Annotated in this window: 15 protein-coding genes; 11 read left to right on the top strand and 4 right to left on the bottom strand. The window is 67.5% G+C overall.

The window, feature by feature from the left end; genetic code table 11:
- Positions 1-9 precede the first annotated feature (9 nt).
- The 8 genes from L1787_RS01245 to aspT all read left to right on the top strand — a co-directional run bounded on the left by L1787_RS01245 (position 10) and on the right by aspT (position 9,813).
- Positions 10-945 (top strand): urease accessory protein UreD, encoded by a 936-nt coding sequence (locus L1787_RS01245; protein WP_235706656.1) that lies wholly within the window; start codon positions 10-12, stop codon positions 943-945.
- Between the two features lie 17 nt (positions 946-962).
- Positions 963-1,967, top strand: a complete 1,005-nt coding sequence (gene yut / locus L1787_RS01240) for an urea transporter (RefSeq protein ID WP_235706655.1) — start codon at positions 963-965, stop codon at positions 1,965-1,967.
- A 78-nt stretch (positions 1,968-2,045) separates the two neighbouring features.
- Positions 2,046-3,287, top strand: a complete 1,242-nt coding sequence (locus L1787_RS01235; RefSeq protein ID WP_235706654.1) for an ammonium transporter — start codon at positions 2,046-2,048, stop codon at positions 3,285-3,287.
- Between the two features lie 129 nt (positions 3,288-3,416).
- Positions 3,417-4,670 (top strand): ArsB/NhaD family transporter, encoded by a 1,254-nt coding sequence (locus L1787_RS01230; protein WP_235706653.1) that lies wholly within the window; start codon positions 3,417-3,419, stop codon positions 4,668-4,670.
- A 27-nt stretch (positions 4,671-4,697) separates the two neighbouring features.
- A complete protein-coding gene (locus L1787_RS01225) occupies positions 4,698-5,318 on the top strand; it encodes a hypothetical protein (RefSeq protein WP_235706652.1) in 621 nt (206 codons plus the stop codon).
- A gap of 181 nt (positions 5,319-5,499) precedes the next feature.
- Positions 5,500-6,054 (top strand): hypothetical protein, encoded by a 555-nt coding sequence (locus L1787_RS01220; RefSeq protein WP_235706651.1) that lies wholly within the window; start codon positions 5,500-5,502, stop codon positions 6,052-6,054.
- Between the two features lie 23 nt (positions 6,055-6,077).
- Positions 6,078-8,036, top strand: a complete 1,959-nt coding sequence (locus tag L1787_RS01215; RefSeq protein WP_235706650.1) for an FUSC family protein — start codon at positions 6,078-6,080, stop codon at positions 8,034-8,036.
- Positions 8,037-8,121: 85 nt separating this feature from the next.
- On the top strand, positions 8,122-9,813 hold the full coding sequence (gene aspT, locus L1787_RS01210) for an aspartate-alanine antiporter (protein WP_235706649.1): 1,692 nt from the start codon (positions 8,122-8,124) through the stop codon (positions 9,811-9,813).
- On the opposite strand, the gene L1787_RS01205 is transcribed toward aspT, so the two are convergent.
- The gene (locus L1787_RS01205; protein ID WP_235706648.1) at positions 9,750-9,992 is read right to left on the bottom strand and encodes a hypothetical protein; all 243 of its coding nucleotides are present in this window, start codon (positions 9,990-9,992) and stop codon (positions 9,750-9,752) included. The two genes, aspT and L1787_RS01205, sit on opposite strands and share 64 nt — an antisense overlap.
- Positions 9,993-10,485: 493 nt before the next feature.
- Here L1787_RS01205 and L1787_RS01200 point away from each other — a divergent pair, with 493 nt between their 5' ends.
- The gene (locus tag L1787_RS01200; protein ID WP_235706647.1) at positions 10,486-11,043 is read left to right on the top strand and encodes a hypothetical protein; all 558 of its coding nucleotides are present in this window, start codon (positions 10,486-10,488) and stop codon (positions 11,041-11,043) included.
- Between the two features lie 24 nt (positions 11,044-11,067).
- On the opposite strand, the gene L1787_RS01195 is transcribed toward L1787_RS01200, so the two are convergent.
- Complete coding sequence (locus tag L1787_RS01195; RefSeq protein WP_235706646.1) at positions 11,068-11,958, bottom strand: LysR family transcriptional regulator; 891 nt, start codon at positions 11,956-11,958, stop codon at positions 11,068-11,070.
- A gap of 159 nt (positions 11,959-12,117) precedes the next feature.
- Between L1787_RS01195 and bla the strand changes: the two genes are divergently transcribed.
- Positions 12,118-13,002: a class A beta-lactamase gene (gene bla, locus L1787_RS01190; protein WP_235706645.1), complete on the top strand. Its 885-nt coding sequence runs from the start codon at positions 12,118-12,120 to the stop codon at positions 13,000-13,002.
- An 80-nt stretch (positions 13,003-13,082) separates the two neighbouring features.
- On the opposite strand, the gene L1787_RS01185 is transcribed toward bla, so the two are convergent.
- Positions 13,083-13,745: a TetR/AcrR family transcriptional regulator gene (locus L1787_RS01185; protein WP_235706644.1), complete on the bottom strand. Its 663-nt coding sequence runs from the start codon at positions 13,743-13,745 to the stop codon at positions 13,083-13,085.
- A 93-nt stretch (positions 13,746-13,838) separates the two neighbouring features.
- A complete protein-coding gene (locus L1787_RS01180) occupies positions 13,839-14,846 on the bottom strand; it encodes an NAD(P)-dependent oxidoreductase (protein ID WP_235706643.1) in 1,008 nt (335 codons plus the stop codon).
- A 90-nt stretch (positions 14,847-14,936) separates the two neighbouring features.
- On the opposite strand from L1787_RS01180, the gene L1787_RS01175 reads away from it, so the two are divergent.
- A complete protein-coding gene (locus tag L1787_RS01175) occupies positions 14,937-15,548 on the top strand; it encodes a TetR/AcrR family transcriptional regulator (RefSeq protein WP_235706642.1) in 612 nt (203 codons plus the stop codon).
- Positions 15,549-15,555: the final 7 nt, after the last annotated feature.

Below are 15,555 nucleotides of genomic sequence, written 5' to 3'. Positions count from 1 at the left end.
CCGGACGCGATGCCGCTGCATGAGCTGCTCGGCCGCCTCGACGAGGCCCGTGAGCTGTCCCCCTATCACACCGAACCCGGCCAGATGCGTGCGGCCGGGCCGGGCAAGATCGGCGAGTTGCGGCTCGGCTTCTCCCGGCGGGGCGACCGATCGGTGCTGCACGATCTCTATCGTGTGGCGCCCCTCCTCGTGCAGCGGGCGCTCTATTGGGACGAGGGGATGCCGGAGCTGCCGATCTGCACGATCATCTCGGTCGGCGGCGGCATCCTTCAGGGCGATCGCTACAAGATCGACATCACCGTCGAGGAAGGCGCCTGCGCGCAGGTGATCTCGCAAGGCGCGAACCGCATCCACCAGATGGATGCGAATTACGCCTCGCAGCATCAGAGCGTCACCGTCGGGGCCGGCGCCTATCTCGAATATCTGCCCGATTTCACGATCCCCTATCGCGGCTCGCGCTTCATCAATCAAACCGACATCGTCCTCGATGAGACCGGCATCCTTCTCTACGGCGAGATGATGATGTCGGGTCGCAAGCATCACCATGCCGACGAGCGCTTTGGCTTCGACCTCCTGTCGATGGCGGTGTCGGTCCGCCGGGCGGACGGGCCGGTGCTCTTCACCGAGAAGGTCCTGATCGAGAAGAGCGATCCCACCATCGATTTCGCGGGCGTGATGAAGGGCTTCGACACGTTCGCGAACATCATGTGCCTCGCGCCGCCGAAGATCGCGGCCCGCATTCAAGAGCGCTTCGAGCCGCACTTCGAGACCGAGGCGCCGCGCGCGATCAGCGGCGTCTCGAAGCTCCCGAACGCCGTCGGACTGATGCTCCGCGTGGTCGGGATCGAGACGCACGACGTGCGCAAGGAGGTCCGCCGCTTCTGGCGGATCGTGCGTGAAGAGGCACGCGGCAAGCCGCTGCCGACCGAACAATATTGGCGATAAACGGCGGATTTTGACCGATGCCTGACAAGAATAACGACTTTCTGTCTCTTTGCCTGCGCGGCACGAGCCAGGTCTTCTTCATGGAAAACGTCGTCACCGGTTTCCTGTTCTTCGCCGCGATGGCGGTGGCGTCCTACACGACCGGCGTGTGGGCGACGACCATCGGCGCCGCGGTCGGCATCGTCGTCGCCACCGGGACCGCGCAACTGCTGGACTATGACAAAGAGTCGATTACGTCGGGCCTCTTCGGCTTCAACGGCGTTCTCGTCGGCGCCGCGCTTCCGACCTTCGTCGCCGCCTCACCGCAGCTCTGGGTCTATATCGTGTTCGGCGCGGCGGCGAGCACCGTGGTCACCGCCGCCTTCGGCGCGACGCTCACCAAGAGCTGGGGCGTGCCGGGATCGACCGGGCCCTTCGTCCTCACCGGCTGGCTTCTCGTCGCCGGCGCCTATTCGTTCGGCGGGCTCGAGGTGATCGGCGACACCCCGCATTTTGCCACCGATTACGCCCAAGGCGTCGTCAAGATCCCGTCTTATATCGAGATGGTGCAGATCTTCTTCCGCAATATCGGGCAAGTCTTTCTGCTCGGGAGCGAGTTCAGCGGCGCCATTATTCTTCTCGGCATCTTCCTCGCCTCGGTGCCCGCCGGCATCGCCGCGGCGCTGGGGTCGCTCATCGCGGGGGTGGTCGCCGTCGGCATGGAGGCCGATCCCTCGGTCGTGCTCCAGGGCCTTTACGGCTTCAGCCCCGTCCTCACCGCCCTCGCGGTCGGGGTGATCTTCATCAAGACCTCGATGAAGGTGGCGCTCTACGCCGTGGTCGCCACGGTCGTGACCGTCTTCATCCAGGGCGGCCTCGATGTGATCATGGACCCGGACGGCCTGCCGTCCTTCACGGCGCCTTACGTCCTGACGATGTATCTGTTCATCGCGCCCAAGCGGTTCCTCGCACCCCATCCCCACCGGCCGGTCGTGCACTACCCGGCCCACAAGGCGGCCGCCGCGGCCGCGTCCTCGAAATAGACCCGCAACGGATCTCACCTCTCCTGACGGGGCCGCGCGGTCAATGCGCGGCCTCCGCCGCACCCCAAGGATCTTGCGATGGAAAGCATCAATACCGGCGATACCGCCTTTATCTTAGTATGTACCGCGCTCGTGTGCATGATGACGCCCGCCCTCGCGTTGTTTTACGGCGGCCTCGTCAAGCAACGCGACATGCTGTCGATCATGATCCAGAACTTCGTCTGCATAGGCGTCGTCGGGTTGATCTGGGTCTTCGGCGGGTTCAGCTTGGCGTTCGGCCCCGATATCGGCGGCATCATCGGCGACGTCCGCACCTATTTCGGCATGTACCATGTCGGCATCGAGCCGAACCCGGCCTATGCGGACAACGTGCCGTTCATCATGGTGTTCGCCTATCAGATGATGTTCGCGATCATCACGCCGGCGCTGATGACCGGCGCGTTCGTCGGCCGTTTCAAGTTCGGCGCCTATCTCTTCTTCATCGCGTTGTGGACGATCCTCGTCTATTTGCCGGCGGCGCACTGGATCTGGGGCGGCGGCTTCCTCGCCAAGCTCGGGGTCGTCGACTTCGCGGGCGGCATCGTCATCCACACGGCGGCCGGCTTCTCCGCGCTCGCGACGGCGCGCTATCTCGGCAAACGCAAGCTCGCATTGGGTGAAACCGAATCCGAGCCGTCGAGCCTTCCCCTCGTCGCACTCGGCGCCGGCCTCCTGTGGTTCGGCTGGTTCGGCTTCAATGCCGGCGGCGCCTATGCGGCCAACGCGCTCGCCGCCTACGCCTTCACGAACACCATGCTCGCCGGCTCCATCGCCATGCTCGTGTGGATGTTCTGGGAATGGCGCGCCACGGGTCACCCGTCCTTTTCCGGCGTGCTCGTCGGTGCGGTCGCGGGCCTGGCGACCATCACGCCGGCAGCGGGCTATGTCGAACCGATCGCCGCGCTGCTGATCGGGGCCGTCGGCGCGACCGCCTGCTATTTTGCCAAGCACGTGCAGGAATGGCTGAAGATCGACGACACGCTCGAGGTCTGGCGCGCCCACGGCGTCGGCGGCATGACGGGCGCGCTGTTGATCGGCGTCCTCGCCAGCTCCCACATCAACGAGGTGTCGGCCGGTCTCCACCAGCTCGGCATTCAGGCCCTCGCGGTCGTGATCGTCGCCGTCTATGCTTGGATCATCACCACCATCCTCCTGAAGATCCTCGACGGGTTCGGTACGCTCCGCGTCCCGGAGGATATCCAGGAAGAAGGTCTCGACGAATCCATGTACGGCGAGCGCGCTTACAGCCTCTGGGACATGCAGCGCAAACTTCCCGAATAATCCAGCAACAATCGCCGTGGCGGAGGCGGTGGAGCGGCGTCGCTCGACCGTTCCGCCGCCTCCGCCACGGCGGCGATCCGATACGGCTGGGGTGATCGGACCTCGAATTTTTCACCAGACGAGACCACAATGGACGTGACGATCGCTCTCTTCATCCTCGTGTACATCGCCATGGGGGTGGGCCATCTGCCGGGCTTCGGGGTCGATCGGACGGGGGCGGCCGTGGTCGGTGCGATGCTCCTCATCGCCTTCGGCGAAATCTCGCCGGCCGGCGCATGGGCCGCGATCGACTATCGCACCATCGGCCTTCTCTTCGGCCTGATGATCATTTCCTCCGCCTTCGTCGTCTCCGGCTTTTACGACTGGGCGGCCCGCAAGGTCGGCGGGCTGCGGGTCGGGCCGTCGATCCTGCTCGCGATCCTCGTGGTCGTCGGCGGCCTCCTGTCGGCGGTCCTCACGAACGACGTGGTCGTCGTCGCGATGACGCCGGTCCTCACGACCATCACCCTCGCGCGCGGCCTCAACCCGGTGCCGTTTCTGCTCGGCTTCTGTTTCGCGGCGAATGTCGGATCGGCGGCGACGCTGATCGGCAGCCCGCAGAACATGGTGGCGGCCGAAACGCTGCACCTCACCTTCTCCGGCTTCATGCAGGTGGCGGCGATCCCGGCGCTCCTCGGCCTCCCCCTCGTCTGGCTCGTCCTCGCGATCTGTTATCGCGGCAGGTGGGAACTCGCCGACACGGCGCGCGCCGCGACCGCAGACGGCGCCGTCGCCGCGGCCCCGGTCGAGATCCCCTTCGACCGCTTCGAGACGGGCAAGGCCGCCCTCGTCACCGTCGCGGTGATCGCCGCGTTCGTGCTGACGGATTGGCCCCATATGCTCGTCGCCCTCGCCGGGGCGAGCGTCCTCCTCGTCAACCGGCAGATTTCCTCCAACGACATGCTGCGCCTCGTCGACGGCAATCTCCTGCTGCTCCTGATGGGCCTCTTCGTCGTCAACGCCGCCCTCGCCTCGACCGGCATTCCGCAAGACATTCTCGACGGCCTGCGCGGAGTCGGGCTCGATCTGCACGAGCCGATTTCGATGCTCGTGGTGATGTCGGTCCTCAGCAATGTCGTCGGCAACAATCCCGCCGTGATGCTGGTGGCGCCGTTCCTGAACGGCGCGGAAGGCGCCGAGGCGCTCGGCGCGGCGATCGCGCTCGGAACGGGCTTTTCCTCGAACGCGATCGTCTTCGGGAGCCTCGCGGGCATCATCGTCGTCGAGCAGGCCCGCCTTCACGGCATCACCATCCGTTTCGCCGAATTCGCGAGAGCCGGCATTCCGGCCTCGCTCTTGAGCCTTGTCCTGGCGGTCGCCTGGATCGTCTATCTGGGCTCGTAATCCGCTCGACGTATCGAGGAGACCATCTTGAAGAGACTGCGTATTGTCCCCCTCGCGTTCGCCGCCATGGTGGCGCTGTCCGGCACGGCCCATGCTCAGAAGGACCGGAACGACGCGATGTTCCAGGCCTGCCAGCCGGCGGTGACGAAGGCCGTCCAGCGCCAGCTCGGCGCCAAGCAGCGCGTCCAACTCTTTTACGGCGATTGGACCGTCGAGTTCGTCAGCAACGCGGAAGAGCGGATGCGCGGCGGCGGCCAGTACGAGACCAATAACGGGTTCCGCCAGTTCACGTTTCAATGCCTCTGGAATATCCGCAACGGCTCCGTGACCGACGTCCGCGTCGCCGAGAAAAAGCCCGGACCGCAGCCCGGCAAGCCCGGAAAGCCCCAGAACCCGCAGGGTGACCGCGCCGCCTATGAGGCGTGCAAACCCGGCGCGAACCGGGCCGTTCAGCGCGAGCTCGGCGCGACCTCGCCCGTTCGCTTCAACGACAAGGCATGGAATGTCGAGTTCGTGAACATGGCCGAAGTGCGCGTGCGCGGTCGCGGCGAATACACAGCGCGGCGCGGCCCGTCGAATTTCAGCTTCGTCTGCCTTTACAATGTCCGTGATGGACGCACCTCGGACATCCGCGTCGTGCGCCGCTAACGCGGCGACGGTGCGGCGCGCGCCGACGGGCGCTCCGTGATCTCGACCGGGCGCGCCCTCCTTCGCGGGAGGGCGCGCCCGCATTCCGGAGCGACATTCGGCTCGCCCCGCTCCGCCCTATCGAACGTTACGGTCGGCCGAGCGTCATGCCGATCTCACCCAGAACTGGAACGCCACGATCATGGACACAGCGAACACCACACCCGCACCGCATCGCCGCGACAGTCTCCGGCGCCTGGTTCTCCGTGAGCTGCCCTATCTCACCGTCTTGCTGCTCATCCTGGGTGGCGTCGCCTATTCGAGCATGATGCGCGCCCCGCTCGAGACCTATTGGGCGCTCGTCGCGGTGGTGAATTGCGGCGCCTGCATCGTCGCCGGCTGGCACTATGCGAGCGGCCGCAAGGGTCAGATGCGGCTCGTGGTGACGCAGATCCTGCACTGGGGCGCGTTCCTCGCGGTGATGGGCCTCGTGTTCCTGCCGAGCGTCCAATCCGTCGCGACCGCCGATGGCACCAGCCTCATCATCATGCTGCTTCTGGCCCTCGGCACCTTCGTCGCCGGCGTCCATACGACCTCTTGGCGGATGGGCCTCAACGGCATCATCATGGCGCTCTTCGTGCCGGCCGTCGCATGGCTTGACCAGTCGGCCCTTCTCATCGCGCTCGGCGTCGTCGTCGTCGCTCTGATCGTCGCGGGTTTCGTCGTCTTTACGCGAAGCCGGCATCACCTTTCCTGACCCGGCTCTCTCCGTTAGGCCTCATGAACACTGCATCCGACCTTCCCAGTCCCAACTCCTGGCTCCGCGAGCTCGCCCGGCTGAAGCCGGCGCGCTGGCCGTGGGGCCGCTCGATCCGCGCGGGGATCTGCGTCGGATTGCCGTTCGTCGTCGGCGTCCTCACCGGCGAGATCATGACGGGCATGTGGGTCGCGCTGTCGACCCTCCTCTTCGCCGCGGGCGAGAAGGCCGGCAGCTATCGTTCCATCTTCCAGACGATCGCGATCGCGGCGCCGATCGGCGCGCTCGGCTACTTCGCCGGCTATCTGACCGCCCTCCCCTGGCCGGCGCTGCTCGGTGTCATGGCCGTGGTGGGGTTCGTCGCGGGTCTCATCAGCAGCTACGGCGCGGCGCTCTCCATCGGCGCCATGCAAGCCCTCCTCGTCGCCTCGATCGCCATCGGCATTCCGGCGATCGCGCCCTTCTGGCAGCCCGCAGCGCTGTTCCTCGTCGGCGGCGCCCTCTATGCGGCGGTCCTCGGGCTCGAAGCGCTGTTGTTTCCGCGCCTTCCCCGCCATCAAGCGTTCGGCGACCTGCTCGCCGCCTTGGCCGACCTCGCAAGGGCCCGCGCCCGCGAGGGCGCCGTCTCCGCCGAGACGGGATCGACCGCCATCGAGGCCGCGCGGCGCACCGTGACGGAGCAGCTCTCGGCGCTCTACGCGATGCTCCTCGACACACGCTATGACCACGACCAGCGCGACCCCGAGAGCGACCTGCTGGCCGCCAAACTCCACCATTGCGATACGGCCTTCGCCGAGCTGATGTCGTCGAACGCGCCGGCATCACTCGAAGCCGCCGCCACCCGGCTCGGCCAGGTCGCGGCAGCGATGAAGCACGGTCGGCCCCTGCCCGCCGCCGCCACGCCGATCGGCGAGCCGCGGCTCTCTCGGACGGTCGAGGGGCTCGTCGCGTCCTGTTCGCCGGGCTTCCGTCCCGACACCGGCGCGACCGGCATGGGGGTCGGCGCAAACCCGCCGCGACAGCCGCTTTCGGTGAAGCTCGACCGCCTCTTGCCCGGCCAAGACGCCGTCCGCTCCGCGCTCGCCCTCTCTTTGTGTCTCGTCCTCGCTTATGCCTCGCACTGGGTGATCGACGCGAACCATTGGTTCTGGGTGCCGCTGACGGTCTCGCTCGTCATGAAACCGGATTTCGGGTCGATCTTCGCGCGCGCAGTCCTGCGGTGCGTCGGGACGCTCGGCGGCGTGGTGATCGGCGCGATCGCGCTCGCCTCGATGTCGAAAGGGGTCGAGATGGCGATCGCGATCGGGATCTTCGCCGCGTTCATCCCCTGGGCGATGATGCGCTCCTACGCGCTCCAGGCGCTGGTCCTCACGCCGCTCATCCTCGTCTTCGTCGACATCATCATTCCCGGCATCCACAATGTCGATTATGCGGTGCAGCGCCTGCAAGACACCGTCATCGGGTCGGTGATCGTGCTCGTCTTCGGCTACTTCCTCTGGCCGAAGCCGAATGCGTCCGCCTTCGCGGCGACGCTCCACGGCGCCATGCAATCCGTCGCCGACTATCTGCGTGCGGTCACCGCCTGGCGCGACGCGCCGACGGCGAGCCGGCAAAAGACGGTCGCCATGGCGCGCCGCCAGGCCTATCGCCGCCTCGCCGGCATCCGCGCCCAGCTCCAGAAGGCGATGGCCGAGCCCGCGCCGGCGGGCCGCGACGCCGTCGCCTGGTTTCCGCTCGTCGCCTCGGCGGAACGCATCTGCGACCAGATCACCGCCGCGTCCGCCACGAGCGGAACGGTGCTGTCGCACCAAGAGCGCGAGGCGCTCGAGGCCCTCGCCCGCGAGATCGCCGCCGCGCCCGGCGCTCCGATCCTTCCCGATCGGCGGCCGGACGAACGCGAGGCCGCGGACAACGCGTTCATGTCGAGTGTGACGGCCGAGCTGTCGCATATTCGCAGGCTGGTGGAGCCCGCCCCCACCTGACCGCTTTCATCGCGCAGCCGGCAGGCGGGTCATCGCCCCCGTCCGGCTGCGGCAACGCCGTCTCTCAACCACGGTGGAGATCACGATGCTGGACTGGCTGACAGCCACGTTGAAGCACAACACCGAGATCGCGCTCTTCCTGTCGCTGACGATCGGCTACACCGTGGGCTCGCTCACCTTTCGCGGGATCGGTCTCGGCGTCGTCACCTCGACGCTGCTCGCCGCCCTTGCGATCGGCCAGATCGGCATCGAGATCTCGGGCGACGTGAAGACGATCTTCTTCCTGTTCTTCCTGTTCGCCATCGGCTTCAGCGTCGGCCCGCAATTCGTGCGCGGTCTGGCGAGCAACGGACTGCCGCAGGCGCTCTATGCGCTCGTCGTGGCGGCGCTCTGTCTCGGGTCGGCCTGGTTCGCGGCGCGCATGGCGGGCTATGATCCAGGCCTTGCCGCCGGCCTTTATGCCGGCGCGGCGACGATCACCCCCGCGATGGGCCTCGCCGAAACGGCGGTGCGCTCGCTCGGCCTGCCGGCGGCGGCCGAGGCCTCCAATCTCCAATCGATCCCGATCGCCTACGCGATCACCTACATCTACGGCACGTTCGGCGCGGCGGTCGTCCTCTCGCTTCTCGGCCCGCGACTCCTGCGGATCGATCTCGCGGCCGCCTGCCGGGACTATGAGCAGCGCATGGGCGGGTCGAGCGATGCCGACTCGGTGGGCAGCGCGTGGCACCAGTACATCATCCGCGCCTATCGGATCGAACCCGGCGCCGCCCTCGTCGGCAAAACGGTGGCAGAGGCCGAGATCGAGCTCCATCGCGGGCGCATCTTCATCGAGCGATTGCGGCGTGGCGACACGATCTCCGACGCCGGCGCCGACACCGTGCTCGAAACCGGCGATGTCGTCGCAATCTCGGGACCGCGCTCGGTCCTGACCGAGGGCCTTACGCCCTATGTCCACGAGGTCGACGACGCCCCCCTTCTCGACATGCCCGTCGAGGGGGTCGATATCGTCCTCACCGGTCGCGCCCTCGCGAACCGCACGCTTGCCGACATCGCCTCCGACCCGTCGACACGCGGCATCTTCCTGAGGCGGGTCCGCCGCGGCGCCACCGGCGTGTTGCTGCCGATCCTGCCCGACACGCTGCTCCACCGCGGCGATGTGATCACCGTGCAGGGCCGGCCGGCGACGGTCACGCGGCTCGCCCGGCGGATCGGCCGGGTCGATCGGCCCGGCAATCAGACCGACATCGCCTTTCTCGCCCTCGTGCTGACGGCGGGCGCCCTCATCGGCACGCCGATCCTGATGGTGGGCGAAGTCCCGCTGACGCTCTCGACGGCGGGCGGAACCCTGCTCGCGGGCCTCGCCGCGGGCTGGCTTCGCTTCTACTACCCCGCCTTCCGCGGCGTGCCGCCGGCGACCATCTGGTTCATGAATTCGATCGGCATCAACGTCTTCATCGCCGTCATGGGGCTCGATGCAGGGCCGATGTTCGTCGAAGGCTTGCGCGAGGCCGGGTTCAGCCTCCTCCTCTGGGGCGCCGCGGTGACGACCGTTCCGCTGATCCTCGCACTCTATATCGGCAAATATGTCTTCCGCTTCGACGACGCGGTCGTCATCAGTTGTTGTGCCGGAGCGCGCGGGGCGACAGCGGCGCTCGAAATGCTCACGCGGCAAGCCAAGAGCGACGTGCCCGCCCTTGGCTTCACCGTGCCTTACGCGGTCGGCAACACGGCGCTCACCATTCTCGGCGTTGCGATTGTGTTGTTGATCGCCTGACAGATCGGATAGGAATCCTGGCGGACGGCCCCGTCGGCATCGACCGACAAAAGCGTGACCCGCTCGCAGTTCATCGTGCGGGTCAGCGTCTCCATCATGGACAATTGCGGCACGGAGCCGTCGACCACGCCGTGGATCGTCGCCACCACCTCCTCGAACCGAAGCTGCCCCGCGTTCATTCCACGCCCCATGGATGGCCCATCGCGGCATTGCCTGCTTAGATTGCACAATAGCATCGATCGATTGGATCGATGACCCCGCGCTCATGTCCCCCGACGCGGCAGCGGCGGCGTGCCCATGAAGGTGATCGGCGCGATGACGAGGCCCGTTGCAATGGTCCGGCCCGGCTTTCATTTCGGCAGCATACTTCATTTGGGGGAAGCCGCTGGCGCACCGCCTTCTTAGTCTGACATTCGTGGCAATCGCAGTCCGACGTGGGACAGGATCATGCATTCGGTGTTTGATACGGCATGGGGTATGCGACGACTGACGGAAATTCTTGCAAGCGCGCAATCCCAACTCGAAGGTTGCTTACACCACGCCTACGCCTCGTATCACATCCGCGTGGATCAATATCTGTCATACCTTCACACGCAGCACGAAACCTTCCGCCTGACCGAAACGATTGCATCGCACACCAGGGGACATCACGCGATCTATGATCGGCCTCTGTTGTGTGAGCGCCTCGTGACGATCGGCGCCGAGAGCCGCCGCCACGCCGACTTGGTCGACACGGCATTGCGCCAGGTCTCGGCGCCTGACGTCACCCCGGTCTGGCGTTCGCACGACATGGTCGAGGCTTACGCTGCGGCGACGCATACGCCGTTTCACGCGCTCGGCGCCCTCGTGGCGCTCGAATATCTGTCGACGTCGACCGTCTCCCAGACTCATGCGGCCGCGCTGAACAGCCACCTCCTGTCATGGCGGGGCACGAACTTCTTTACCGAATACGGCGACAAATTCTTCAAACGGGGTGAGCGGATCCTCGACGCCATCGAGCGGGCGATGCTCGGCGCCGACCATTTCGAGGCGTTGGCGGACGGGTCGTGGCGATCCTGCGAGACCTATATCGTGATGCTGAACGCCGCCCTTACGTGGACCGCGCCGGCACCACGCCCGGTCGATCGCCCCAAGGAACGCGGACCGCGCGCCGACACGTTCGCCGCCGGGGCGGACCGGCTGAACCCGGTCGGCGCGCGGCCCATCATCATCCCTCCGACGCGCGATTGAGAGGGCCGGTGGCCGCCGCGGCGATCATCCCGGCGGGGCCGTCGCGGCCGCGTCGATCTCGGCGCGGATCCAGGCGGCGAAGAGGCCCATCGCCGGGGTCATCGCCCGCTCCGCCGGGTGGGTGAGCCAATAGCGCCCGGTCGTCACCGTGCGGCCGAACGGCTGCACCAGCCGCCCCTCCGCCAGATGGCGGGTGAACATCGCGACCGGCAGCAGCGCGACGCCGGAGCCGGCGGCGGCCACCTCGGCGAGCGCGAGGGACGAATCGAACACCGGCCCGGTGAGCGGCGGCGCGGACGCCCCGACCTCGGCGAACCAGCGGGGCCACTCGTCGCTCCGGTAGCTGCGCAGGAGGGTCTGCTGGGCGAGATCGTCCGGGTGTTCGAGCTGCGCGGCGACCGACGGCGCGCACAGCGGCGCCATCGGCGCGTCGACGAGGGGGATCGCCTCCACCCCCGGCCAACTCCCCGCCCCGAAGCGGATCGCCATGTCGAGCCCTTCGCGGCCGATCTCGACGCGGTTGTTGTGCGTCGAGACACGCAGATCGATCTCGGGATGAGCCTGCCGCAAAGCGGGCAGTCGCGGCATCAGGAAGCCGAGCGCAAAGGTCGTCACCACACCCACCTTCAAGACTTCGATGTGATGGTCGCCGCTGATCCTGTCGAGCGTCCGGGCGATCGTGTCGAAGCCGTGCTCGAGGACCGGGAACAGCGCCTGACCCTCGTCGGTCGGAATCAGCCCGTTCGAGGTGCGCAGAAACAGCGTCTTGCCGAGGAGGTCTTCGAGCCGCGCGATTTGGTGGCTCACCGCAGCTTGCGTCACCCGCAGCTCCACGGCGGCGCGGGTGAAACTTCCCTGCCGCACCGCGACCTCGAAAACGCGCAGGGCGTTGAGCGGAATGTCCGGTCGATCCATCGGGGTATTATCTCAGCTAATGGCGCGCCTCATGATTACTCGTTTGTTGGCCTCTGAGGGGCCCTGTAATCAAGAGGGCGTGACGTCACCTAATCGCTGACCCGCGAGACTCGACCGCTCTCGCTCTGGCCCATTCCGGCCGAAACAAGGACCGACCGAATGATCCGTGACTTCATCACGCTGCCTCGCGCGGCGGGGCTGGCGCTTTGCGTCCTGCTTCCGACCGCCGCCCTCGCCACCGATGCCGAGGATCGTCTCGCCGAGACGATCGCCGCGCTGGAGGCAAAGCATGACGCCCGTATCGGCGTACTCGTCCGCGACGGCGCGTCGAACTGGGAATGGGGACACCGCGAGGACGAGCGGTTTCTGATGGCGAGCACGTTCAAGTCCGTCCTGTGCGGCGCGGTGCTCGACCGCGTCGACCGCGGCGCACTGACGCTCGACGAGCCGATCGCGGTGCGCGAGACGGATATGGTCGCCTACGCGCCGGTCACCGAAAAGCATGTCGGTGGCACGATGACCGTCGGCGCGCTCTGCCTCGCCACCTTGGATATGAGCGACAATCCGGCCGCGAACCTTCTGATCGAACGTCTCGGCGGCCCGCAGGAGGTGACGGCCTATCTCCGCGCGATCGGCGACGACGTCACCCGGCTCGACAGGTTGGAGCCCGATCTCAACATCTTCGCGCCCGGCGACCCGCGCGACACGACGAGCCCGGCGGCAATGCTGTCGACCTGGGACGCGATGCTGCGCGGCGACGCCCTCGCCCCCGCCTCGCGCGAAAGGCTGACGACGTGGATGAGCCATGGCGGCGTCACCGGCAAGCTTATCCGCGCCCATACGCCCGAGGGGTGGACGGTGTCCGACAAGTCGGGCGGCGGCACCGATTATACGCGCAACCTCGTCGCCATGGTGACACCGCCGAACGGCTCGCCCTACTTCGTGGCGATCTACCTGTCCGACACGCCGGCTGATTTCGCCACGAGAAACGCCGCCGTCGCCGAGATCGGCGCCGCGATCGTCGACGTCATCGCCGCGCGATAGGGCGCGGCGCGCCATCCGGCGGCCTCACCTCGCCGCCTTGCCGGGGACGGAGCCCGAATGCGGGCGCCGCCCTCGCCGGTTCAATCGCTGGCCGCCGCCGCCGCTGTCCGCGCGTCGAAGGCGGCCAGCGCCGTCTCGGCGACGCTTTCGAGCTCGGCCCGGCTCGCCCCGTCACGGGCGAGGATCGACATCCCGCCTTGGACGGACTGCAGGAAGCGGGCGAGCGCGAGGATATCGGTGCCGGCAGGCAGCTCGCCGGACGCGACCGCCGGCCTGAGCCGAGCCGTCAGACGTTCGATCGTCATGGCGCGGGAGGTGCGCATCAGCTCGGCGAGTTCGGGATGATCGTCCCGGCCGACCGACGCGAGCGTGACCATGCAGCCGCGCGGATTGTCGCCGAGCCCGCCGGTGAACGCCACCGCCGAATCGAGGAGATAGTGCCGGATCGCCTCGCGCGCTGTCGGGGCCGACTGGAATTTGCCCCAGACCACGGCGTCATAGATCTCGCCATAATGGCGGAGCGCTTCGGCATAGAGCGCATCCTTCGAGCCGAAGGCGGCATAAAGGCTCGGCGAGCCGATCCCCATCGCGGCGGTGAGGTCGGAGATCGACGTCGCCTCGTAACCCTTCCGCCAGAAGAGGCGCATCGCTTCATCGAGCGCCACCTCGCGATCGAACGCACGGGGGCGCCCTCGGCCGCGCGTCGCGCCCGCCCCTTCGCCCGATGTCCGTGCTTTCTGCATCGAACATTATATAAATCGACCGCCAGTGCGCGGCAAGCGCGGCGGGCGGAAAACGCGGCGCTCGCGCGCCATGCGCCCGCCCGATCGCATGCGTTATGCCGCGTCGAGGCGCAGGAGCGTCCCACCCATGGCCTCGAAGCGCTTCAGATAGGCCGAGGGATCGAGGAGCTGGTGGGGAAAATAAAGGCCGTGCGTGACCGCCGGCCCGCCATCCAGCCCCACGAGCCGCTCGAGCAACAGCGCGACACCCAATCCCGTGAGCGGAAACTGCCCCTGCGGGTGGACGACAGCGTGACGGGTGCTGAGCGGGCGCCCGGCCCGATCCTCTCCGGCAAGCTCGATGGTGATCTCGGTCGACATCGGTTCGCCCCGGCGGCGGCTCGAGGTCACCCCCATCGCGAGGTCGAACGTGACGTTCGGCGCGCCCGTCTCCATCGCGAGGCCGAGTACGTCGTTGGGCGACAGCGCCTCCGCCGCCATCTCGGTGCCGTCGACCGCGCGCAACCGGCCTTTCGCCTCCTCGCCGACCCGCCAGGTCCAGATCCCGTTTTGACGGGCGAGAGCGGCCGGCGCGGCCTTCGTCAGCCGCTCGAGGTCGTCGAGCTGTGCCGGGCCGCCGGTGTCCTCGTCGTCGAGCAACGCGCCGATCGCGATCGTGTCGATGCGGCCGAACCCCTTCGCGATATCGAGCGTCGGCAGCGTCGTCGCGCCGACGAGCCATTCGGTCGCGAGGACGACGGGCGCGGCGGCGGGCCAGTGCATATAGGCCGCCACTTCCGGGGCGATCTCGTTGAGCATCGGGGCGATGCTCACATAGGGAACGCTCCGATCCTGCGCGAAACGAAGGGCGGCGGTGCGCGTATCGTTGAACAGGACCGCGACCGCGGCGACGGGCCGTTCACCGAGGCCGAGATCGTCCACAGCAAGGTCGACCACGACGCCCTCGGCCTCGCCGATCTCGGCGGCGAGGCGTGCGGCCTTCTCCCCGTCGCGGCCGCCGATGAGGATCGGCAAATCGGGATGCGCGGCACGCAGATGCCGTGCGGCCCAGCGCCCGACGGCGCCAGCGCCGCCAATGAGGAGGATGGGAGATGTCGACATTGCAGGGCGTCCTTCCGTCCGGTTAATAACTTACCATTCGTAGGATCAGCACCTAGTTACCATTAGTAGGTTATGCAAGGGCATCATGCCGTGACTTCCGTCCAGAACGACGCCGGAGAGACCCGCCAGCGCAGACTCTCGAAGGATGACCGGCGCCGCCAGCTCCTCGACACCGCCCTCCAAATCGTGCGTGACGAGGGGGCGGACCGGCTGACGCTCGGCCGTCTCGCCGCCCGCGCCGGCGTCTCCAAACCGGTCGCCTACGATCATTTCGGCACGCGGGCGGGCCTCCTCATCGCGCTCTATAAGAGGCTCGACCGCGAGCAGTCGGACGCCCTCCGCGCCGTGCTCACCACCGGCGAGCGGACGCGCGCGGAAACGGCCGAGCATCTCGCCGCGACCTATATCCATTGTTCGGTCGATACCGGCGGCGAATGGCACGCGGTGGGGGCGGCGCTCGCGGGAAGCCCGGAGATGGACGCCGTGCACCGGGAACTCCTCGACGGGTATGTGCGCCTGTTCGCCGCCGTCCTTGCCCCCCACAGCCCGCTTGCGGCGGCAGATCTCGAACGGCGCTGTGTCGGCCTCGTCGGGGCTGGCGAGGCGCTGTCCGCCGCGATGTTGCGAGGCGATTGCAGCGAGGTGGACGCCGCCACCGCGTTCGCCGCTCTGATCGAAGGCGGCCTCCACCCACCGGGATAAGCCTGCG

This window comes from Acuticoccus kalidii (assembly GCF_021556395.1).
GTDB classification, from domain to species: Bacteria; Pseudomonadota; Alphaproteobacteria; order Rhizobiales; family Amorphaceae; genus Acuticoccus; species Acuticoccus kalidii.
The sequence above is the reverse complement of the archived record's forward strand: the minus strand, read 5'-3'. Positions and strand labels throughout refer to the sequence as shown.

What these genes read in the sequence shown, in the direction of transcription:
- L1787_RS01245 (WP_235706656.1), top strand. Translation starts at nt 10, where the DNA reads ATGCCGCTGCATGAGCTGCTCGGCCGCCTCGACGAGGCCCGTGAGCTG.
- L1787_RS01185 (WP_235706644.1), bottom strand. Translation starts at nt 13,745, where the DNA reads ATGCAGAAAGCACGGACATCGGGCGAAGGGGCGGGCGCGACGCGCGGC.
- L1787_RS01235 (WP_235706654.1), top strand. Translation starts at nt 2,046, where the DNA reads ATGGAAAGCATCAATACCGGCGATACCGCCTTTATCTTAGTATGTACC.
- L1787_RS01220 (WP_235706651.1), top strand. Translation starts at nt 5,500, where the DNA reads ATGGACACAGCGAACACCACACCCGCACCGCATCGCCGCGACAGTCTC.
- yut (WP_235706655.1), top strand. Translation starts at nt 963, where the DNA reads ATGCCTGACAAGAATAACGACTTTCTGTCTCTTTGCCTGCGCGGCACG.
- L1787_RS01195 (WP_235706646.1), bottom strand. Translation starts at nt 11,958, where the DNA reads ATGGATCGACCGGACATTCCGCTCAACGCCCTGCGCGTTTTCGAGGTC.
- L1787_RS01215 (WP_235706650.1), top strand. Translation starts at nt 6,078, where the DNA reads ATGAACACTGCATCCGACCTTCCCAGTCCCAACTCCTGGCTCCGCGAG.
- aspT (WP_235706649.1), top strand. Translation starts at nt 8,122, where the DNA reads ATGCTGGACTGGCTGACAGCCACGTTGAAGCACAACACCGAGATCGCG.
- L1787_RS01180 (WP_235706643.1), bottom strand. Translation starts at nt 14,846, where the DNA reads ATGTCGACATCTCCCATCCTCCTCATTGGCGGCGCTGGCGCCGTCGGG.
- bla (WP_235706645.1), top strand. Translation starts at nt 12,118, where the DNA reads ATGATCCGTGACTTCATCACGCTGCCTCGCGCGGCGGGGCTGGCGCTT.
- L1787_RS01205 (WP_235706648.1), bottom strand. Translation starts at nt 9,992, where the DNA reads ATGAACGCGGGGCAGCTTCGGTTCGAGGAGGTGGTGGCGACGATCCAC.
- L1787_RS01230 (WP_235706653.1), top strand. Translation starts at nt 3,417, where the DNA reads ATGGACGTGACGATCGCTCTCTTCATCCTCGTGTACATCGCCATGGGG.